This window comes from Pseudomonas sp. 21 (genome assembly GCF_000955805.1).
In the GTDB taxonomy this organism is placed as follows: Bacteria; Pseudomonadota; Gammaproteobacteria; order Pseudomonadales; family Pseudomonadaceae; genus Pseudomonas.
Genome location: NZ_JYOA01000007.1, coordinates 62746 through 84135 on the forward strand (window position 1 = coordinate 62746; position 21390 = coordinate 84135).

Annotated in this window: 17 protein-coding genes and 1 tRNA gene; 14 read left to right on the forward strand and 4 right to left on the reverse strand. The window is 65.3% G+C overall.

What is annotated here, in order from left to right; genetic code table 11:
• Positions 1-75 precede the first annotated feature (75 nt).
• The 4 genes from UB43_RS15765 (at position 76) to UB43_RS15780 (ending at position 4894) form a co-directional block, all read left to right on the forward strand.
• Positions 76-1347 carry a YeaH/YhbH family protein gene (locus tag UB43_RS15765; protein WP_045212721.1) on the forward strand — a complete coding sequence of 424 codons (1272 nt, stop codon included), beginning with the start codon at positions 76-78 and terminating at the stop codon, positions 1345-1347.
• A complete protein-coding gene (locus tag UB43_RS15770) occupies positions 1344-2897 on the forward strand; it encodes a SpoVR family protein (protein WP_045212724.1) in 1554 nt (517 codons plus the stop codon). Before UB43_RS15765 ends, UB43_RS15770 begins: the two co-directional genes overlap by 4 nt.
• 58 nt (positions 2898-2955) lie before the next feature.
• Positions 2956-3465 (forward strand): DUF4136 domain-containing protein, encoded by a 510-nt coding sequence (locus tag UB43_RS15775; protein ID WP_045212727.1) that lies wholly within the window; start codon positions 2956-2958, stop codon positions 3463-3465.
• A gap of 181 nt (positions 3466-3646) precedes the next feature.
• Positions 3647-4894, forward strand: coding sequence for a multifunctional CCA addition/repair protein (locus UB43_RS15780; RefSeq protein WP_045212730.1), 1248 nt, complete (start codon positions 3647-3649; stop codon positions 4892-4894).
• A 44-nt stretch (positions 4895-4938) separates the two neighbouring features.
• On the opposite strand, the gene folK is transcribed toward UB43_RS15780, so the two are convergent.
• Together folK and folB are read right to left on the reverse strand one after the other, a co-directional pair.
• Positions 4939-5475 (reverse strand): 2-amino-4-hydroxy-6-hydroxymethyldihydropteridine diphosphokinase, encoded by a 537-nt coding sequence (gene folK, locus UB43_RS15785; RefSeq protein WP_045212733.1) that lies wholly within the window; start codon positions 5473-5475, stop codon positions 4939-4941.
• Complete coding sequence (gene folB / locus UB43_RS15790) at positions 5466-5819, reverse strand: dihydroneopterin aldolase (RefSeq protein ID WP_015475255.1); 354 nt, start codon at positions 5817-5819, stop codon at positions 5466-5468. Before folB ends, folK begins: the two co-directional genes overlap by 10 nt.
• 80 nt (positions 5820-5899) lie before the next feature.
• On the opposite strand from folB, the gene plsY reads away from it, so the two are divergent.
• Positions 5900-6469: a glycerol-3-phosphate 1-O-acyltransferase PlsY gene (gene plsY, locus UB43_RS15795; protein ID WP_024763613.1), complete on the forward strand. Its 570-nt coding sequence runs from the start codon at positions 5900-5902 to the stop codon at positions 6467-6469.
• A 94-nt stretch (positions 6470-6563) separates the two neighbouring features.
• On the opposite strand, the gene tsaD is transcribed toward plsY, so the two are convergent.
• Positions 6564-7589, reverse strand: coding sequence for a tRNA (adenosine(37)-N6)-threonylcarbamoyltransferase complex transferase subunit TsaD (gene tsaD, locus UB43_RS15800; RefSeq protein WP_045212736.1), 1026 nt, complete (start codon positions 7587-7589; stop codon positions 6564-6566).
• Positions 7590-7789: 200 nt separating this feature from the next.
• Between tsaD and rpsU the strand changes: the two genes are divergently transcribed.
• The 9 genes from rpsU (at position 7790) to UB43_RS15845 (ending at position 21105) form a co-directional block, all read left to right on the forward strand.
• Positions 7790-8005, forward strand: a complete 216-nt coding sequence (gene rpsU, locus UB43_RS15805; protein ID WP_003085057.1) for a 30S ribosomal protein S21 — start codon at positions 7790-7792, stop codon at positions 8003-8005.
• Positions 8006-8205: 200 nt separating this feature from the next.
• Entirely contained in the window at positions 8206-10230 is a 2025-nt protein-coding gene (dnaG, locus tag UB43_RS15810; RefSeq protein ID WP_045212740.1) for a DNA primase, read from the forward strand.
• 78 nt (positions 10231-10308) lie between these two features.
• On the forward strand, positions 10309-12162 hold the full coding sequence (gene rpoD, locus UB43_RS15815) for an RNA polymerase sigma factor RpoD (RefSeq protein WP_045212742.1): 1854 nt from the start codon (positions 10309-10311) through the stop codon (positions 12160-12162).
• Between the two features lie 103 nt (positions 12163-12265).
• The gene (locus UB43_RS15820; RefSeq protein WP_045212743.1) at positions 12266-16000 is read left to right on the forward strand and encodes a bifunctional diguanylate cyclase/phosphodiesterase; all 3735 of its coding nucleotides are present in this window, start codon (positions 12266-12268) and stop codon (positions 15998-16000) included.
• A gap of 16 nt (positions 16001-16016) precedes the next feature.
• Positions 16017-16093 (forward strand) — tRNA-Ile (locus UB43_RS15825).
• Between the two features lie 193 nt (positions 16094-16286).
• Positions 16287-16610 (forward strand): hypothetical protein, encoded by a 324-nt coding sequence (locus tag UB43_RS15830; protein WP_017516592.1) that lies wholly within the window; start codon positions 16287-16289, stop codon positions 16608-16610.
• Positions 16611-16775: 165 nt separating this feature from the next.
• The gene (locus UB43_RS15835; protein WP_045212746.1) at positions 16776-18956 is read left to right on the forward strand and encodes a bifunctional diguanylate cyclase/phosphodiesterase; all 2181 of its coding nucleotides are present in this window, start codon (positions 16776-16778) and stop codon (positions 18954-18956) included.
• Complete coding sequence (locus UB43_RS15840) at positions 18953-20521, forward strand: PAS domain-containing methyl-accepting chemotaxis protein (RefSeq protein WP_045212748.1); 1569 nt, start codon at positions 18953-18955, stop codon at positions 20519-20521. The genes UB43_RS15835 and UB43_RS15840 overlap by 4 nt, the downstream gene beginning before the upstream one ends.
• Positions 20522-20589: 68 nt before the next feature.
• Entirely contained in the window at positions 20590-21105 is a 516-nt protein-coding gene (locus UB43_RS15845; RefSeq protein WP_256205167.1) for a hypothetical protein, read from the forward strand.
• A gap of 10 nt (positions 21106-21115) precedes the next feature.
• On the opposite strand, the gene UB43_RS29195 is transcribed toward UB43_RS15845, so the two are convergent.
• Positions 21116-21274 (reverse strand): YqaE/Pmp3 family membrane protein, encoded by a 159-nt coding sequence (locus UB43_RS29195; RefSeq protein ID WP_003084988.1) that lies wholly within the window; start codon positions 21272-21274, stop codon positions 21116-21118.
• Between the last annotated feature and the right edge of the window lie 116 nt (positions 21275-21390).

The window sequence follows — 21390 nt, forward strand, 5'->3', positions numbered from 1 at the left end:
GCGCCGGTCGCCGTCGCATTCGGACCTGTCCGGGGCGGCTCCACGCCGCTGCGCAGCAGGCCCTGAGGAGCATTCATGAGCTACGTCATCGACCGGCGTCTGAACGGCAAGAACAAGAGCACGGTGAACCGCCAGCGCTTCCTGCGGCGTTACCGCGAGCACATCAAGAAGGCCGTCGAAGAGGCCGTCAGCCGCCGCTCCATCACCGACATGGAACACGGCGAACAGATCAGTATTCCTGGCCGCGATATCGACGAGCCGGTCCTGCACCATGGTCGTGGCGGGCGCCAGACGGTGATCCACCCCGGCAACAAGGAATTCACCACCGGTGAACACATCCCGCGCCCCCAGGGCGGTGGCGGCGGCCGTGGCGCTGGCAAGGCGAGCAACCAGGGCGACGGGATGGACGACTTCGTCTTCCAGATCACCCAGGAGGAGTTCCTCGACTTCATGTTCGAGGACCTGGAACTGCCCAACCTGGTCAAGCGCCACCTCACCGGCAGTGACACCTTCAAGACCGTGCGCGCCGGCATCAGCAACGAAGGCAACCCTTCGCGCATCAACATCGTGCGCACCCTGCGCTCGGCCCACGCGCGGCGTATCGCGCTGTCCGGCTCCACCCGCGGCAAGCTGCGCGCGGCGATAGCGGAGCTGGATCGTCTCAAGCGCGAGGAACCGGACAACCTCGGCGACATCCAGGAGCTGGAGCAGAAGATCGCCGGCATGCGGGCGCGTATCGACAAGGTACCGTTCCTCGACACCTTCGACCTCAAGTACAACCTGCTGGTGAAGCAGCCCAACCCGACCTCCAAGGCCGTGATGTTCTGCCTGATGGACGTCTCCGGGTCCATGACCCAGGCCACCAAGGACATCGCCAAGCGCTTCTTCATCCTTCTCTACCTGTTCCTCAAGCGGAACTACGAGAAGATCGAGGTGGTATTCATCCGCCACCACACCAGCGCCCGCGAGGTGGACGAGGAAGAGTTCTTCTATTCCCGCGAGACCGGCGGGACCATCGTCTCCAGTGCCCTGAAACTCATGCAGGAGGTGATGGCCGAGCGTTATCCCACCAATGAATGGAACATCTACGCCGCCCAGGCCTCGGACGGCGACAACTGGAACGACGACTCGCCGGTCTGCCGCGACATCCTGATGAAGCAGATCATGCCCTTCGTCCAGTACTACACCTACGTCGAGATCACCCCGCGCGAGCACCAGGCGCTGTGGTTCGAGTACGAGAAGATCCGCGATACCTTCGAAGACAGCTTCGCCCAGCAGCAGATCGTCTCCGCCTCGGACATCTACCCGGTGTTCCGCGAGCTGTTCCAGAGGAGGCTCGTCGCATGAGCAAGCGCCAGCCGATCGCCACCGGCTCGGAGTGGACCTTCGAGCTGATCCAGCAATACGACCGCGAGATCAGTCGCCTCGCCGAGCGCTATGCCCTGGACACCTATCCCAACCAGATCGAAGTGATCACCGCCGAGCAGATGATGGATGCCTACGCCTCCGTCGGCATGCCCATCGGTTACAACCACTGGTCCTACGGCAAGCACTTCCTCAGCACGGAAAAGAACTACAAGCGCGGTCAGATGGGCCTGGCCTACGAGATCGTGATCAACTCCGACCCGTGCATCGCCTACCTGATGGAAGAGAACACCCAGTGCATGCAGGCGCTGGTGATCGCCCACGCCTGCTACGGGCACAACAGCTTCTTCAAGGGCAACTACCTGTTCCGCACCTGGACCGACGCCACCTCGATCATCGACTACCTGGTGTTCGCCAAGTCCTACATCAACAAGTGCGAGGAACGGTACGGCATCGACGCCGTGGAGGACCTGCTGGACTCCTGCCACGCCCTGATGAACTACGGCGTAGACCGCTACAAGCGGCCCTACCCGATCTCCGCCGAGGAAGAAAAGCAGCGCCAGAAGGAGCGCGAGGAGCAGATCCAGCGCCAGGTCAACGACCTCTGGCGGACCATTCCCAAGGCCGGCGGCAAGGACAAGGAGCAGGGCCTGGCCCGTTATCCCAGCGAGCCGCAGGAAAACATCCTCTACTTCATCGAGAAGAACGCCCCGCTGCTCGAGCCCTGGCAGCGCGAAGTGGTGCGTATCGTGCGCAAGGTCGCGCAGTACTTCTACCCGCAGCGCCAGACCCAGGTGATGAACGAAGGCTGGGCGACCTTCTGGCACTACACCCTGATCAACGACCTCTACGACGAAGGCCTGGTCAGCGACGGCTTCATGATGGAGTTCCTCCAGTACCACACCAGCGTGGTCTACCAGCCAGGCTTCGACAGCCCCTACTACAGCGGCATCAACCCCTATGCGCTGGGCTTCGCCATGTACCGCGACATCCGCCGCATCTGCGAGAACCCCAGCGAGGAAGACAGGCGCTGGTTCCCGGACATTGCCGGCAGCGACTGGCTGGCCACCATCAAGTTCGCCATGAAGAGCTTCAAGGACGAGAGCTTCGTCCTGCAGTTCCTCTCGCCCAAGGTGATCCGCGAGTTCAAGCTGTTCAGCATCCTCGACGACGACCAGAAGGACGACATGCTGGTCGACGCCATCCACGACGACGACGGCTACCGCAAGATCCGCGAAACCCTGGCTGCGCAGTACAACCTCGGCAATCGTGAACCGAACATCCAGATCTGGGATGTCGACCGCCGCGGCGACCGCTCGCTGACCCTGCGCCACCAGCAGCACGACCGCAAACCGCTGGGCGAATCCACCGATGACGTGCTCAAGCACCTGCACCGCCTGTGGGGCTTTGATATCCACCTGGAAACCCTGCAGGGCGAGAACATCGTCAACACCTTCCACATGCCCCCAAAGGGTGAACGCGACAGCGAGGAGGGCTACCCGCGTCTCGACCTGATCATCCCACCCATTTGATCGGTTGACCGGGACAGCAGGCGTGACAAGCATGGCGGCAACCCCGCTGGAGACCGCCATGCGCCTGTTCGCCATTCTCCTGCTCTGCCTTGCTGTCGCGACCTGCAGCAACCCCGTCCCGCACGCCCAGGTCGCGCATCCCGCCGATGCACGCCTGGCCGGGCTGCGCGACTTCCAGCTGATGCCGCCGGAAAACGCCGTCGACGCCCTGCCCTACCGCAGCCGTTATCCCCTGATCAACGCCCAGGTGCGCCAGGGCCTGATCGAGCGCGGCTACCGCGAAAGCGCGGCGCCGCAACTGCGCGTCTACTACTGGCTGGCGTTGCAGGATGCGCCGCTGGAGTTCAAGGTCGATACCCCGCCGCCCAACCCGCTCGGGCCCTATCTCGCCATCCATCGCCTGCGCGATGAGACCGGCACCTTGCGCCTGCGCCTGACCGATGCGCAGGAACAGACGCTCTGGGAAGGCACCGTCAGCACCGGCCTGAGCCCCGCCCACGCCAGCGCGGTACTCCTGCAGGACGCCATCGGCGCCCTCGTCCAACAGATTCCCGCCGCCGCGCCCTAGGTGCGCGGCGCCCCCTTTCGCGAGCAAGCTCGCTCCTACAAGAGCCGGAGCGTGCGCAACCTGTAGGAACGAGGGGGACGCCCAGTCCTTGCTCGCGAACCGCCTCAATCCCCAGAAGCCACCACGCTTGCCCCACCCGCCGCAAACCCCGAAGCTATCCCCCAGAACAGGAGACAGCTTCATGCAGATTTACAAGGTGGGCGGCGCCGTGCGCGACCGCCTGCTCGGCATCCCCTTCAGCGACACCGACTGGGTGGTAGTCGGTGCCAGCGCCGATGAAATGCTCGCCCAGGGCTACCGTCCGGTGGGCGCAGACTTCCCGGTCTTCCTCCACCCGAAGACCGGCGAGGAGTACGCCCTCGCCCGCACCGAGCGCAAAAGCGGGCGCGGCTACGGCGGCTTCACCTTCTACGCCAGCCCCGACGTCACCCTCGAAGACGACCTGATTCGTCGCGACCTGACCATCAACGCCATGGCCGAAGACGACGACGGCAAGGTCATCGATCCCTACCACGGCCAGAAAGACCTCGAAGACCGCCTGCTGCGCCATGTCTCCCCGGCCTTCGCCGAAGACCCGCTGCGGGTGCTGCGCGTCGCCCGCTTTGCCGCGCGCTACGCCCCCCTGGGTTTCAGCGTGGCGCCGGAAACCCTGGCACTGATGCGTGAACTGTCGGAATCCGGAGAGCTGGAAGCACTGACTGCCGAACGCAGCTGGAAGGAAATCTCCCGTGCCCTGGTGGAATCGCGCCCAGACGTATTCATCCAGGTCCTACGTGACTGCGGCGCCCTCGCTGTGCTGATGCCGGAAGTGGACGCCCTGTTCGGCGTGCCGCAACCGCCGCAGCACCATCCGGAAGTGGACACCGGCGAGCACGTGCTGGCCGTATTGCGCGAGTGCGCCAAATACGCCCAGCCGCTGAGCGTGCGCTGGGCCTGCCTGGTGCACGACGTCGGCAAGGGCGAAACCCGCGAGGAAGACTGGCCCAAACACCACGCCCACGAACACCTGGGCCTGCCGCTGATCGACGCGATCAACGCGCGCTTCAAGGTACCGCGGGACTGTCAGGAGCTGGCGCGACTGGTCGGCGAGTACCACACCCACTGCCACCGCGCCCTGGAGCTGCGGCCGAATACCCTCCTGGAGCTGCTGCAGTCCTTCGACGTGTACCGCCGGCCGCAGCGCTTCGAGGAATTCCTCGCCGCCAGCGAGATGGACGCCCGCGGCCGCCATGGGCTGGAGGATCGCCAGTACCCGCAGGCCGACTATCTGCGCAGCGCAGCGCAAGCCGCTCGCGCGGTCGCTGTGCAGCCACTGCTGGAGAAGGGATACAAGGGGGCGGAGCTGGGTGAAGCGCTCAAGCGTGAGCGCCTGACAGCCTTGAAGACCTATAAAAAAGCCGCACAGCCTGACTGCAGCGCAGAATTGTAGGAGCGCCCCATGGGCGCGATCGCGGGCATGCCCGCTCCTACAGCTCAGCCCGCCGGATGCGCCTGGATCAGCGCCGCCGGCGTCAGCTCCACACCGCGCCACTGGAACGGCACTGGCCAGAGTTTCTGCGGGATACTCGCGGTGGCCCAAAGGTCCGCGAAAGTGCGCCGCACGCCCGGATGCTTCACCTCGGGAGCCAGCAACGCCAACGGCCAGAGCACGAAGGCGTTCTTCAGCACTTCCGCGCGCGGCAGCGTCAGGCCATCGAACTCGCCATGCAGATCGCCGTACAGCAACACGTCGATATCCAGCGGCAGGCCCTTGCGCTCCGGCGCATAGCGGCCGTTGTCCGCCTCGATGTGCTTGAGCCGCAGGCTCAACTCCGCCAGCGGCAGGTCGGTGCGCGCCACAATCACGAAGTTGTAGAAGGGACCGCTGCGGATACCCACCGGCTCGCTCTCGAAGACCGGCGAACAGCGGATGTCCTCGAGGAAGCCGTCCAGCGCCTCCAGCCCGGCGAGCAGGTGCTGCTCCCGGTCGAAGTTGCTGCCCAGCCCGAGGTAGACCGTCGTCAGCGGCATCCGCGTTCGATCTCCACACCCACGCCGATGGCGGCCGCAACGGCGCCGGGCTTGGTGACCTTCAGGCGCAGCCACTGGATACCGAATTCGGCCATCAACAACTCGGCCAGGCGCTCGGCAAAGGTCTCCACCAGTTGGAAGTGCGCGTCACGGGCGAAGGCCATGACCCGCTCGGAGAGCACGGCGTAGTCCAGGGCCTTGGCGATATCGTCGTCGGCCGCCGCCGGGCGGTTGTCCCAGCCCAGCGTCAGGTCCAGGCGCAGGCACTGCCGGATGCCCCTTTCCCAGTCGTAGACGCCGATCACGGTGTCCACTTCCAGCCCCTCGATGAAAACTCTGTCCACTGACTGCATGCTCCAAGGCGACACGACAAGCGGCCGGCGCCCCGTTAGAATCGGAAACGACCTCGTCTCCGGTGGAAACCATGTTCTGGTTCTTGGCGATCCTCGCCTACCTGCTCGGATCACTGTCCTTCGCGGTACTCCTCAGTCGCCTGTTCGGCACTGCCGACCCGCGCGCCAGCGGCTCGGGCAATCCCGGCGCCACCAACATGCTGCGCCTGGCCGGCAAGAAGATCGCCATCCTCACCCTGCTCGGCGATCTCGCCAAGGGGCTGCTGCCCGTACTCATCGCCCGCCTGCTCGGCCTGTCCGACATGCAGCAGGCCTGGGTCGGGCTGGCAGCGGTGATCGGTCACCTCTACCCGCTGTACTTCAACTTCCGCGGCGGCAAGGGCGTCGCCACTGCCGCCGGCATGCTGCTGGCGCTGTACCCGCCAGCCGCCCTGCTCGCGGCAGTCGCCTGGCTGGTGACCTTCAAGCTGTCGCGCACCAGTTCGCTCGCTTCCCTGGTCGCCACGCCGCTGACCCTGCCGCTGCTGGCCTGGCAGGAGCCGTCGGCGCTGCTGCCCATGACCGTGCTCACCGGCCTGATCGTCTGGCGTCACCGCAGTAACCTGCGCGATCTCATCGCCGGACGCGAGCGCCACTTCTAGAGCCGCGAGCTTCCCGGCCCGCGTACCGCGCTGCAAGCGAAAAAACGGCCCATGCCGCTCAGAGCATGTGCCGCGTCGTTTGCAGCTTCATTATTCAGATCGCCGGCAGCGACTCCATTGGCCAACGCGCATGGACGCCGATCGACGGGCCGTCCTGCTGCCCGGCCACCAGGCGCTGGCAGCCAGCATAGGCGATCATCGCGCCGTTATCGGTGCAGAAGCGCGGGCGGGCGTAGAACACCTGGCCCTTCATTTCGCCGAGCATCTTTTCCAGATGCTGGCGCAAGGCCTGGTTGGCGCTGACGCCACCAGCGATGACCAGACTCTTGAGGTGAGTCTGCTTGAGCGCGCGCTTGCACTTGATGGTCAGGGTCTCGACCACGGCGGTCTGGAACGCCAGGGCGATATCGCAGCGGGTCTGCTCGCTGTCGTCACCTTCGGCAACGCAGCGCTGCCAGGTGTTCAGCGCGAAAGTCTTGAGGCCGCTGAAGCTGAAATCCAGCCCCGGACGATCGGTCATCGGCCTTGGGAAAACAAAGCGACCCGCGGTGCCACGTTCGGCCAGACGGGCGATCTCCGGACCACCGGGATAGGCCAGGCCGAGCAGCTTGGCAGTCTTGTCGAAGGCCTCGCCGGCAGCGTCGTCCACCGACTCGCCGAGCACCTGGTACTGGCCGATGCCATCCACCCGCACCAGCTGGGTGTGGCCGCCGGACACCAGCAAGGCGACGAACGGAAACTTCGGCGGCTGCTCTTCCAGCATCGGAGCCAGCAGGTGGCCTTCCATATGGTGCACGCCGACGGCCGGTATGCCCCAGGCGAACGCCATGGCCTGGGCGCAGGACGCGCCGACCAGCAGCGCACCCACCAGGCCGGGGCCGGCAGTGTAGGCGATGGCATCGATGTCTTCGGCGGTGCGGCCGGACTCGTCCAGCACCTGGCGAATCAGCGGCAGCATGCGCTTGACATGATCACGGGACGCCAGCTCGGGAACCACGCCGCCGTACACGCGATGCAGGTCGATCTGGCTGAACAGCGCGTCGGCCAGCAGGCCTTTTTCGCTGTCGTACAGGGCGACGCCGGTCTCGTCGCAGGAGGTTTCCAACCCCAGCACTAGCATGGGTTTGAGCCTTTACTCTGGGCAAAATTGAAGCCGCGCATCATAATCGCCGGCTGGGCTTCGGACCAGTGCTTTTCGATCGGAGGCTTTGCATTCCTCCTTCCGAACGTTTAATATCCGCAACCCTTGAAAACCGCCGACTCCGAACAACCGTCAGGAGCGCGATAAATCCTCCGGTAATCATTGAAGGTACGACCTGGATGCCCGCCGTCAAAGTTAAAGAGAACGAACCCTTCGACGTAGCTCTGCGTCGTTTCAAGCGCTCCTGCGAAAAAGCAGGCGTACTGGCCGAAGTCCGTAGCCGTGAGTTCTACGAAAAGCCGACCGCCGAGCGTAAGCGCAAGGCCGCTGCCGCTGTTAAGCGTCACGCCAAGAAAGTGCAGCGCGAACAGCGCCGCCGCGAGCGCCTGTACTGAGTTACAGCGCTTCGTCGCACGCTTTCCGCATCGCCCGGCCCACTCGCCGGGCGAGTGCCTGAAACAAGGCACCCGACTCCGATTCGCATTCGCGGACTTCGGAGTTTTTGCTTTTCCAGCCCCATGCTTAGTCTCAAGCCTCGCCCACGGCTTCACCGCCGGGGACTATGCTTGGGTCCACCCTGCGTCCCGATGAGTCTATGGCCGGCCTGATTCCACAATCCTTCATCGATGACCTGCTCAACCGCACCGACATTCTCGATGTGGTGAGTTCGCGCATCCAGCTGAAGAAGACCGGCAAGAACTACAGCGCCTGCTGCCCGTTCCACAAGGAGAAGACACCCTCCTTCACCGTCAGCCCGGACAAGCAGTTCTACTATTGCTTCGGCTGCGGCGCCGGCGGCAACGCGCTCGGCTTCATCATGGACCACGACCAGCTGGACTTCGTCCAGGCGGTCGAGGACCTGGCCAAGCGCGCCGGGATGGACATCCCCCGCGAGGAAGGCCGGCGCGGCAACAAGCCCCGCCAACCGGTCGACTCACCGCTGTACCCGCTGCTGGCCGGCGCCGCCGAGTTCTACCGCCAGGCGCTGAAAGGCCACCCGGCACGCAAGGCTGCGGTGGAATACCTCAAGGGCCGCGGCCTGACCGGCGAGATTGCCCGCGACTTCGGCCTGGGCTTCGCCCCGCCGGGCTGGGACAACCTGCTGAAGAACCTCGGCGGCGACAACCTGCAGCTCAAGGCCATGCTCGACGCCGGCCTGCTGGTGGAAAACCCCGACAGCGGCAAGCGCTACGACCGCTTCCGCGACCGGGTAATCTTCCCCATCCGCGACAGCCGCGGCCGGGTGATCGCCTTCGGCGGCCGGGTGCTGGGCGACGACAAGCCGAAATACCTGAACTCGCCGGAAACCCCGGTCTTCCATAAAGGACAGGAGCTCTACGGCCTGTACGAGGCGCGGAAGAACAACCGGGATCTCGACGAGATCATGGTGGTCGAAGGCTACATGGACGTCATCGCACTGGCGCAGCAGGGCATCCGCAACGCGGTCGCCACCCTGGGTACGGCCACCAGCGAGGAACACATCAAGCGGCTGTTCCGCATCGTGCCGAACATCCTCTTCTGCTTCGACGGCGACCAGGCCGGCCGCAATGCTGCCTGGCGCGCACTGGAGTCGGCACTGAGCAACCTGCAGGACGGGCGCAAGGTGCGCTTCCTGTTCCTGCCCGAAGGCGAAGACCCGGACAGCCTGGTGCGCGCCGAAGGCCCGGATGCGTTCCGCGCCCGCCTCGCCCACCAGGCACAGCCGCTGGCGGACTACTTCTTCCAGCAACTGACCGAGGAAGCCGACCCCAGCACGCTGGAAGGCAAGGCGCACCTGGCGACCCTGGCCGGGCCGCTGCTGGAGAAGATCCCCGGCAACACGCTGCGCCTGCTGATGCGCCAGCGCCTGGGCGAGATTACCGGCCTGTCCGCCGAAGCGCTCAGCCAGATCAGCGCCCCGCGCTCCGGCCTCGCCGGCCAGGGAAAACCGGGCCACGGACCCGCTCCGGCCAAGGCACAAGGCCCAGACCAGCACGCCCACGAGTACGCCGACTACGACATGGGCCAGTTCTCCGAGCATGGCGACAGTCATTACCAGGACGCTTCGAACTACTTCGAAGCGCCACAGGAGTTTCCCGCCGGCAACGGCGGTGCCAAGCAGGGCAAGAAGCCCTGGAAGGGCGATCGCAAATGGGACGGCAAGGGCAGGAAAGGCGACTTTACGCCGCGCCAGCCACGCACCGAGATCAGCGTCGAATCGCCGACCCTGACCGCGCTGCGCACCCTGCTGCACCATCCTCAACTGGCGCAGAGCGTCGAGGATGCGAGCCACTTCTCCAACGAGGGACAGACCTATTCGCAACTGCTCGCGGCACTGGTCGAAGCGTTGCAGAAGAATCCGAGACAGAGCTCGATGCACCTCATCGCGCGCTGGCACGGAACACCCCAAGGGCGCCTGCTGCAGGTGCTGGCGGGGAAAGAATGGCTGATCGACGACGGCAATCTTGAAAAGCAGTTCGTCGACACCATTACTACACTTGCACACAACCAACTGCTCAGCAGCCGCGAAGCCCGCCTGCACAGTGTGCTGCGAAAGAATCCCAGTGAACTGACCGACGAAGAGAAAGCATTACTGCGGGAGCACTACAGCACCCCCTCTTCAACAGGCAGCCAGAGCTGAACTGGCGCCTGAAGCCTCGAATCTGGTATAATCCTCGGCTTATTTCAGCCCGCCAAGACCTTCAGTGGATAGGGTGTTATGTCCGGAAAAGCGCAACAGCAATCTCGTCTCAAAGAGTTGATCACCCGTGGTCGTGAGCAGGGTTACCTGACTTACGCGGAGGTCAACGACCACCTGCCGGAGGATATCTCTGATCCGGAACAGGTAGAAGACATCATCCGCATGATCAACGACATGGGGATCAACGTATTCGAGACAGCCCCGGATGCGGATGCCCTGCTGCTGGCGGAAACCGATACCGATGAAGCTGCCGCCGAAGAAGCTGCTGCCGCCCTTGCCGCGGTAGAGAGCGACGTTGGCCGCACGACCGACCCGGTGCGCATGTACATGCGTGAAATGGGTACCGTGGAACTGCTGACCCGCGAAGGCGAGATCGAAATCGCCAAACGCATCGAGGAAGGCATCCGCGAGGTCATGAGCGCCATCGCCCAGTTCCCGGGCGCGGTGGACGGCATTCTCGAAGAGTACAACCGCATCGTCGCCGAAGGCGGCCGCCTGTCTGATGTCCTCAGTGGCTACATCGACCCGGATGACGGCACCCTGCCGGCCGAGGAAGTCGAGCCGGTCGGCCTGAAAGACGACGCCGAATCCAAGGACAAGGATAAGGACGAAGAGGACGAAGAGTCCGACGGCGACAGCGAGGAAGAAGAAGGCGATGGCGGTCCGGATCCGGAAGAAGCCGCTCGTCGTTTCGGCGCCGTTTCCGAGCAGCTGGAAAAAGCCAAGAAGGCTCTGAAGAAGCACGGCCGTGGCAGCAAGCAGGCGACCGAAGAACTGGTCGCCCTGGCCGAACTGTTCATGCCGATCAAGCTCGTGCCCAAGCAGTTCGACGTGCTGGTCGCCAAGGTCCGCGATTCGCTGGACAGCGTCCGCCGCCAGGAACGCGCCATCATGCAGCTGTGCGTGCGTGATGCCCGCATGCCGCGTGCCGACTTCCTGCGCCAGTTCCCCGGCCACGAAACCGACACCGCCTGGGTCGACTCCGTACTCAAGGGCAAGCCCAAGTACGCCGAGGCCATCGAGCGCCTGCGTGACGACATCCTGCGCAACCAGCAGAAGCTGGTCGACCTGGAAACCAGCTCGCAGCTGACCGTTGCCGAGATCAAGGACGTCAACCGCTCCATGTCCATCGGCGAGGCGAAAGCCCGTCGTGCGAAGAAGGAGATGGTCGAGGCGAACCTGCGCCTGGTGATCTCCATCGCCAAGAAGTACACCAACCGCGGCCTGCAGTTCCTCGACCTGATCCAGGAAGGCAACATCGGCCTGATGAAGGCGGTGGACAAGTTCGAATACCGTCGCGGCTACAAGTTCTCGACCTATGCCACCTGGTGGATTCGCCAGGCGATCACCCGTTCGATCGCCGACCAGGCCCGCACCATCCGTATTCCGGTGCACATGATCGAGACGATCAACAAGCTCAACCGTATCTCCCGCCAGATGCTGCAGGAGATGGGTCGCGAACCGACCCCGGAAGAGCTGGGCGAACGCATGGACATGCCGGAAGACAAGATCCGCAAGGTCCTGAAGATCGCCAAGGAACCGATCTCCATGGAAACGCCGATCGGTGACGACGAAGACTCGCACCTAGGCGACTTCATCGAGGACTCCACCATGCAGTCGCCGATCGAAGTGGCGACCAGCGAGAGCCTCAAGGAAGCCACCCGCGAAGTCCTCGCCGGCCTCACCGCTCGCGAAGCCAAGGTCCTGCGCATGCGCTTCGGCATCGACATGAATACCGACCACACCCTCGAGGAAGTCGGCAAGCAGTTCGATGTCACCCGTGAGCGTATCCGCCAGATCGAAGCCAAGGCGCTGCGCAAGCTGCGCCACCCGTCGCGAAGCGAGCATCTGCGCTCCTTCCTCGACGAGTGACGAAGAACCCCCGGCCAAAACCGGGGGTTTTTCTTTGGGCCTTCCATCGGGCAAAGTGCCACGTCTACACTTCGGCATAGTCCCCCCTGGAATGAGGCCCTTCATGCCGCGTCTGCAGGCAGTTCTACTGTGGTGCCTCGCATTCTGGGCGGGACAGGCCTTCGCCCTGAGCCTCACGCCCGACGAACAGCAGTGGCTGCAGGCGCACCCCACCCTGCGCCTGGGCGTGGACGCCTCCTGGCCCCCCTTCGAATTCCGTGACGCGCAAGGTCACTACCAGGGCCTCGCCCCGGCCTACGTGGAGTACCTCAGCGAGCAGCTCAAGGTGAAGCTGGAATCCGTGGAGCCGAAGGACTGGAACGACCTGCTGCAACAGGCCCGCACCGATCAGGTCGACCTGCTTCCTGGCGTCATGGCCACGCCCAGACGCCTCGACTACCTCAGCTTCACCCGCCCCTACCTCGACTTCCCGATCATCATCCTCGCCCGCCGCAACGGACCGGAGCCGGCGAACGTGAAGGAACTGTATGGCCTCAGAGTCGGCGTGGTGGCCCATTACGCCCCGCACGAACTGCTGGTCGCCAACCACCCTGACCTCAACCTGCAGCCACTGCCGAGCATCGCCGCCGGCCTGCAGGCGCTGGCCACCGGCCAGGTGGATGCCTTCGTCGGCGACCTCGCCTCCAGCGTCTGGAACCTGCGCCAGCTCAAGCTTGAAGGCCTGCAGATCAGCGGCGAGACGCCCTACCGCTACCAACTGGCGATGGCCGTACCCAAGGACCAGACCCTCCTTCTGGGCATCCTCGACAAGGTGCTCGCCGACATGAAGCCCGAGCAGATCGAGGCGCTGCAGGCACCCTGGGTCGGTGGCCTGGTGGATCGTCGCAGCGTCTGGCCCGAAGTGTTCCGCGTCGTACTCCCCATCGCGCTGCTCACCGCCCTCACCCTGCTGGTGCTGTTCACCATGAACCGCCGCCTGCGCGGCGAGATGCAGCGCCGCGAGAAGCTCGAACAGGCACTGCGCGACAGCGAACAGCACTATCGCGGACTGGTGGAAAGCCTCACCGCCATCGCCTGGGAAATGCGCCTGTCGGAAAACCGCTTCACCTACGTCTCACCCCACGCCCAGCGGCTGCTCGGCTACCCGATCAAGGACTGGCTGGAACCCGGCTTCTGGCAGCGTACCCTGCACCCGGATGACGCCGAGCGCGCCATCCACTTCTGCCTCAGCGAGAGCCAGGCCGGGCGCAACCACAGCTTCGACTACCGCATGCTTGCCGCCGATGGGCGGATCGTCTGGATTCGCGATATCGTCACGCTGATCCAGCATGCCGACGAGATGATCCTGCGCGGCCTGATGATCGACATCACCGACGCCATGCACACCGAGCAGGCCCTGCGCCTGTCCGAGCAGAAGTTCGCCTCGGTATTCCACCACTGCCCGGACATCATCGTCCTCGCCCGGCGCGTCGACGGGCAACTGCTGGCGGTGAACAGCACCTTCGAACAACAGATCGGCATCCCGGCCAGCGAGGCGCTGGGCAAGACCTCCACCGAGCTCGGCATCTGGGGCGAACCGGGCATGGGCCCGGCGATGCTCGCGCGCCTGCAGGGCGAACCGCTGAACAACGTCGAGATTCCGCTCAACCGCCGCGACGGTACGCGCTTCACCGCCCTCCTCTCAGCCCAGCACATCGTCCTCGACGACACCCCGGCGCTGGTGGTGGTGGTGCGCAACATCTCCCAGGTCAAGGAAACCCAGGAGCAACTGCGCGTCTCCGAGGAAAAGTTTGCCAAGGCCTTCCACGCCTCCCCCGACGGCATGCTCATCTCGCGCATCAGCGACGGCCGGCTGGTGGAAGTGAACCAGGGCTTCACCCGCATCACCGGCTACAGCCGCGAGGAAGCCGCCGAGCGCTCCACCCTGGACCTGCGCCTGTGGGCCAACCCGGCCGACCGCAGCAAGCTGCTGGGCATCCTCGACAGCGCTTCCAGCGCCCCGGACTTCACCGCGCAGATCCGCACCCGCGACGGCAGCCTGCGCCTCTGCGAGCTGTCCGCCCACCGCATCACCATCGGCAACGACGACTGCATGCTGACCATTGCCCGGGACATCACCGAGCAGCAGCAGATGCAGGAAAAGCTCCGCCTCGCCGCCACCGTATTCGAAAGCACCGCCGAAGGCGTGATGATCACCGACGCGCGCCAGCAGATAGTCGCCGTCAACCGCGCCTTCAGCGAAATCACCGGCTACAGCGAACAGGAAGCCCTCGGCAACTCACCGCGCCTGCTCGCCTCCGGCCAGCACGACAGCAGCTTCTACGTCGCCCTCTGGCACCAGCTCAACGCCGAGGGCCATTGGCAGGGCGAAATCTGGAACCGGCGCAAGAACCAGGAGCTGTACCCGGAATGGCTGACCGTCAGCGCCGTGCGCGACGCCGATGGCGAGCTGTCGCACTACGTGGGTGTGTTCGCCGACATCTCCACCCTCAAGTACGCCCAGGCGCGGCTCGACTACCAGGCCCACCACGACCCGCTCACCGGGCTGCCCAACCGCCTGCTGTTCGAAAGCCGCCTGAACGCCTCACTCAAGGAGGCCCAGGAAGACGATCACCAGGGCGCCGTGCTGTTCCTCGACCTCGACCGCTTCAAGCACATCAACGACAGCCTCGGCCACCCGGTCGGCGACCTGCTGCTGAAATCCATCGCCACCCGCCTACGCGAGCAGTTGCGCGACGTCGACACCGTGGCCCGCCAGGGCGGCGATGAATTCATCATCCTGCTACCCGGCCTGCACCACGCGCTGGATGCCGAGCATGTCGCCAACAAGCTGCTGCTGTGTTTCGACAAGCCATTCATCGCCGGCGAACAGGAGTTCTTCGTCAGCGCCAGCATCGGCATCTGCCTTTACCCCAGCGATGGTGGCGACGTGGCCACCCTGGTGAAGAACGCCGACGCCGCCATGTACCGGGCCAAGGCCCAGGGTCGCAACCGCGTCGAGTTCTACACCCGCGAACTGACCTTCCAGGCCACCGAACGCATGGCCCTGGAACACGAGCTGCGCCGCGCTCTGGAGAGCGACCAGCTGCAGCTCTACTACCAGCCCAAGCTGTCCCTCGCCAGCGGCCAGCTTGTAGGAGCAGAGGCGTTGATCCGCTGGAAGCACCCGCAATTCGGCGCGATTTCTCCGGATCGCTTCATCCCCCTGGCCGAGGAAAACGGCCTGATCCTGCCGCTGGGCGACTGGGTACTGCGCGAAGCCTGCCGGCAGATGAGTCGCTGGCAGGACAGCCACGCCGCCTTCGGCCCGCTCTCGGTCAACCTCGCCGGCGCACAGCTGCGCCAGACCAACCTGGTCGAACGCATCCGCGAGCTGCTCGCCCACTACAACCTGCAGCCCTCGCGCCTGCAACTGGAGATCACCGAGAGCTTCCTCATGCACCAGACCGAGGAGGCGCTGTCGATCCTGCACAGCCTCAAGCACCTGGGCGTGCAGCTGGCCATCGACGACTTCGGCACCGGCTACTCCTCGCTCAGCTACCTGAAGCAACTGCCGCTGGATACCCTGAAGATCGACCAGTCCTTCGTCCACGGCCTGCCGGACGACCCCCACGACGCCGCCATCGCTCGCGCCATCATCGCCCTGGGCCGCAGCATGAACCTCACGGTGATCGCCGAAGGCGTGGAACACGAAGCCCAGGAACGCTTCCTCGAAGCGGAAGGCTGCGACCAGATCCAGGGCTACGCGCTCAGCGCCCCGCTACCGGCCGACGCCTTTGCCAACCGCTTCCTGGTCCCGCTGCATCCGGTTGGCGCAAGCCAGAACGCACCGGTATAATCCGCCCGCCTTCTGGGGGCCTATAGCTCAGTTGGTTAGAGCAGAGGACTCATAATCCTTTGGTCCACGGTTCAAGTCCGTGTGGGCCCACCACCCTTTCAGCAAAAGGCCGCGCGGATGCGCGGCTTTTGCGTTTCTGCCAGTCAATTCTCCAGCAGCCGAACGAGAGCCACTTCACACCCGCCGTCGTCCACCTGACGCAAGCGCCCCGCCGACATGACAGGGGTCAATATCAGATAGCCATTAGCCATTAAATTGGCATCTCCCTGATATGAGCGAATCCGTCATGACTCTCCACCGGTATCCAGTCCAGTTGCTGGTCACGTCCCAGGATCCGGCGCTGGCGCGCCAGGTTCGTGCGTTGCTGGCGGCCTACGAGCTGCCCTGCGCGGTGATGGAAGGGCCGCGCAACTGCGAGCAGGCGCCGCTGTGCCGATGGTTCAAGGACGCGCCCTTGAGCGATTCGGCGCGCTTGCAGGCGCTGCTGGCCGATGCCATCGGGGTACTGGAAAGAACCCGCCACGCCTTCCGCTCCCGCGAGCTGGGCGAGCTGCGGCAGCGCCTGAGCGGCGCGCTGCAAGAGTTGTCGGGGCCGCGCCCACTGGTGTAAAAGACTCCCACCCGCGTTCCGCCGTTGCGGAAGCTGGCTTTGCCGGGCAGGACTTGTGGGCCTGCAAGACAAAGCGCCGAGTTGGTCGCCGTCGATTTCGACGTGACGACGAGCCGGCGCTTTTTTCATGCCCGACAAAAACAGCAGACCCGCAAGGAGCCGAACATGGGCCTGGGACCGAAGCTCGAGAGCGTGCTCGAGCGCATCGGCCTGTCGACGATGGAAGTCGATCAGCGCCTGAGTTACCTGGAGTGGCGCGAGGAGGATGGCCGCCATCTGCATGGCCGCGCCACCGAACTGGAGGGCTGCCACCAGCGCTTCATCGAGCAGCTCTACGATCACCTGCGCCACTACCCGCCGCTGGGCGCGATCCTCGCCGAGCCGGCGACACTGGCGCGGCTGAAATGCAGCCAGTTCGAATACTACCGCCAGCTGTGGGACGCCCCGCAGGACGCCGATTACGTGCGCGACCGCCTGCGTATCGGGCTGGTGCACCAGCAGGTTGGCGTCGAGCTGAAGTGGTACCTGGGCGCGTATCGCCTGTACCTGGACCAGATGCTCGCCGACCTGATGGGCGATGCGCCGGAAGCCAAGACCTACGCCAGCCTGCTCAAGCGGGTGTTCTTCGACATGTCGCTGGCCATCGACACCTACGGCGCCGCCCAGCGCCAGGCGCTGGAGGACAGCGAGGCACGCTATGCCCGCGCCCTGCGCGGCGCAAACGACGGTATCTGGGACTGGGACCTGGGCAACGACCGCCTCTACGTCTCCGAGCGCTGGGCGCGCATGCTCGGCCTGACCCGCGACAACCTCGGCGAAGGCAGCACCAGCTGGTTCGCCCGCGTGCACCCGGACGACCTGCCCGGCCTGCGCAAGGCCATCGACGCACACCTGCGCGGCAGCAGCGCGCTGCTCAGCCACGAGTACCGCATCCGCCAGCGCGACGGCAATTATCTCTGGGTGCTGGCGCGCGGCGTGGTCACCGACGGGCGCATGGCCGGCTCGCAAACCGACATCAGCCAGCACAAAGCCAGCGAACACCAGCTCAGCCATGCGGCGCGGCACGACCCGCTCACCGGCCTGGGCAACCGTCTGCGCCTGGATGAACTGCTGCAGCTGGCCCTGATGCGCCAGCGTCGCCCCGGCGCGCGCGAGTCGGGCCTGTTGTTCATCGACCTGGACCGCTTCAAGCTGATCAATGACAGCCTCGGCCATGCGGTGGGCGACCGCGTGCTGGTGGAAGTCTCCCAGCGCCTGTTGCGCTGCCTGCGGCCGGGCGATCACCTGGCGCGCTTCGGCGGCGACGAGTTCGTCGTGCTGCTGGACGACCTCGCCAGCCTGGTCGACGCCGAACAGGTCGCACAACGCATGCTCGATTGCCTGCGCCAGCCGCTGCACGTGGACGGCCGCACCCTGGTGGTCAGCGCCAGCATCGGCATCACCGGGCTGATGACCGACGGCCAGGCCATCGACACCCTGCAGGCCGCCGACCTTGCGCTGTACCGCGCCAAGGAGGCCGGCAAGGCTCAGTACGCGCGCTTCAGCCTGGAGCTGCAGGCCGAAGCACAACGCCGGCTGGACCTGGAAAGCGCATTGGCCCAGGCACTGCGCCGCGAGGAGTTCAGCCTGCACTATCAGCCCATCGTCCGCCTGGACAGCGACTCGCCGCACTGGGAGGCAGTGGAAGTGTTGTTGCGCTGGAAGCACGACGGCCAGTCGATCTCGCCGCTGGACTTCATCCCGGCGCTGGAGGAGTCCGGCGAGATCGTCCCGGTCGGCGACTGGGTGCTGCGCCAGGCGTGCCGGCAGACGGCGTTTTGGCAGAGACAGGGACACCGCAGCCTGTACTGCTCGGTCAACCTGTCGAGCCGGCAACTGCAGCAGCCGGGCTTCGCTGCGCGGGTGCAGCAGATTCTCGCGGAGAGCGGCCTGTCGCCGCGCAGCCTGGTGCTGGAGATCACCGAAAGCCTGCTGATGCAGGACGGCGCGGAAACCCTCGCCTGCCTGCGCGAACTGGCCGCCGAGGGCGTGCGCCTGGCGCTGGACGACTTCGGCACCGGCTATTCCTCGCTCGGCTACCTCAAGCGCTACCCGCTGCACATCCTCAAGGTCGACCGCAGCTTCATCACCCGCGTACCCGAAGACCCGGAGCTCAGCGCCATCTGCCGCGCGATCATCGGCCTGGGCCACAGCCTCGGCCTGGAAGTGGTGGCCGAAGGCGTGGAGCGCCAGGAGCACCTCGACTTCCTGCGCCAGGAAGGCTGCCGCCACGCCCAGGGTTTCCTGTTCAGCAGACCACTGGCGCCGGAGCAACTGTTCCAGACCCGCCTGGAGCACCAGCGATGAAGCTCAACATGCCCGTCACCGGGCGCCAGGTGGATGTGCCCGCCAGTGCCAATATTCTCTCCACCACTGACCTCAAGGGCGCCGTCACCCATGTGAACCCGGACTTCATCAGGATCAGCGGCTTCGAGGCCGAGGAGCTGGTGGGTTTCAACCACAACCGCGTGCGCCATCCGGACATGCCGCCCGCCGCTTTCGCCCACCTCTGGCAGACCTTGCAGGCCGGGCGCAGCTGGATGGGCCTGGTGAAGAACCGCTGCAAGAACGGCGACCACTACTGGGTCAGCGCCTTCGTCACACCGATCCGTCATGGTGGCAAGGTCGTGGAATACCAGTCGGTGCGCACCCGCCCGGGCGCCGAGCAGATCGATGCGGCGGAGCGCCTTTACAAGCGCCTGCGCGAAGGGGCGACATTGAACCGTCCTCGTCTGCCGCTGCTGGCGCAACTGCTGATCGGGATGGTGCTGGCGCAGGCCGGCGGCGCCCTCCTCGCGCTGCTGCTGCCCAAGCTGACGGCACTGGCGTTCCTGCTGGCGCTGGGTGCATCCGGTACCTGGCTGGTACTGCGCCTGCAACCTCTGGGCGCGCTGCTCGGGCGCGCGCGCAAGATCGCCGGAAACCCACTGAGCCAGCAGCTCTACTCGGGCCGCGCGGACGAGTTCGGCGAGCTGGATTTCGCCTTTCGCATGCTGGAGGCGGAGACAGCCGCCGTGGTCGGGCGCATGGCTGACGCGTCCCAGCAACTGGCCGAGCACTCCGCCGCGCTGGCGGATGCCATGGCCGGCGGCAGCGCCGCTTCGCAGTTGCAGCAGCGCGAGACCGAGCAGGTGGCCAGCGCCATGCAGCAACTGGCACAGAGCGTCCAGGAAGTCGCCCGCCATGCGCAGCACAGTGCGGTGGCGGCGCAGTGCAGCGAGCGCATCACCCAGTCCGGGCATCAGGACGTGCACGGTACACGCGGCCGACTGGCAGCGCTGGAAGCCGGCGTGCGCGCGGCGAGCGTCGCCGTGGAGCAGCAGAAGGAGCACAGCGAGGCGATCTCGCGGATGCTCGAGGTGATCCGCGACGTCGCCGGGCAGACCAACCTGCTGGCGCTGAACGCCGCCATCGAAGCGGCACGCGCCGGGGAAAGCGGGCGCGGTTTCGCGGTGGTCGCCGACGAGGTTCGCGCGCTGGCCTCGCGCACGGAGCATTCCGCGCGGGACATCCAGTCGCTGGTCGGCAATCTCCAGCAGGGCGCCGAGGACTCGGTGCGCGCGCTATGGCACTGCTGCGAGCAGGCGGTCGCCAGCCTGGAGCAGGCCGGGCATGCGGCCGGCACGCTGGAACAGATCAGCGAGCAGGTCTCGGCGATCCAGCGCATGAGCCTGGAAATCGCCGAGGCCATCGAAGAACAGGGCGTCGCCAGCGAGGACGTGCAGCGCAGCCTGCACGCCATTCGCGGCTCAGCCGACAGCAACGCGGAAAAGGTCGGCACCTGCCAGCGCAGCGCCGCGCGCATGGCGGAACTGTCGGCGGAGCTGCGGATGCTGGCAGAGCATTTCTGGGAGGGCAGCCGGGCGGGTTAGCACCCGGAACGCTAGAAATGCATCCGATCCACAGAGCCCACTTGGCGCCAGGAGGTGGCTGCGGAAGAATGGAACACTTCAGCCGCCTGGCGCCGCCACAGCGAGTTCGCAGCATGATTCCCTACGGCCTGAGCCCAGAACAATTCCGCACGCGCTACCAGCGTTTCCTGCAACGCGCGGCGCCGGTGACTATCGATAAGCTTCGCACGCTGCTGCAGCGCAGCTTGCCCGATGAGTCGCTGACCGGTGAAGTTCAACTGTTCCTTGGTGAGGATGGCCTCGATTCGTCCGAAGCGTGGCTGTACCTCCGCGGGGAAAACAACAAGGTCGATGCTGCCGACCCCGGCCTGTTCGCAGGCAAGGCACTCGACCTGCAACTGCCTCTGGAAAACACGCCAGAATTCGATGCGGCGTACTTCGGGGAAGATTTCGATGGCGTTGCCCTGATCGCCAACACGCTCAAGGCATGGTTTGCCGAATGCTGGTGGAAGGCAGGCGGCTGGAGCTGGCCTGTTGCACTCACCCTCAACGTGCACGACGAGTTCGGCGATGGCGAACGCATCGCCCTGACCGAGATGGGCTGAACCCGGAGGTTCAGCGCTTGGCGATGATGTACACGGCGTGGACGATGCCGGGGATGTAGCCGAGCAACGTCAGCAGGATGTTGAGCCAGAACGCGCCGCCGAAACCGACCTGGAGGAACACGCCCAGCGGCGGCAGAAGGATGGCGATGAGGATGCGGATAAGGTCCATGCGGTGGCTCCTTGTGAGATTGCCTTGTGCATGGAGTTGACCGCGGATAAGCGAAGCGGGTTCAGAGAATATGCCTGGCTACGACGCTCGCCTGTAGGAGCGCCCCATGGGCGCGA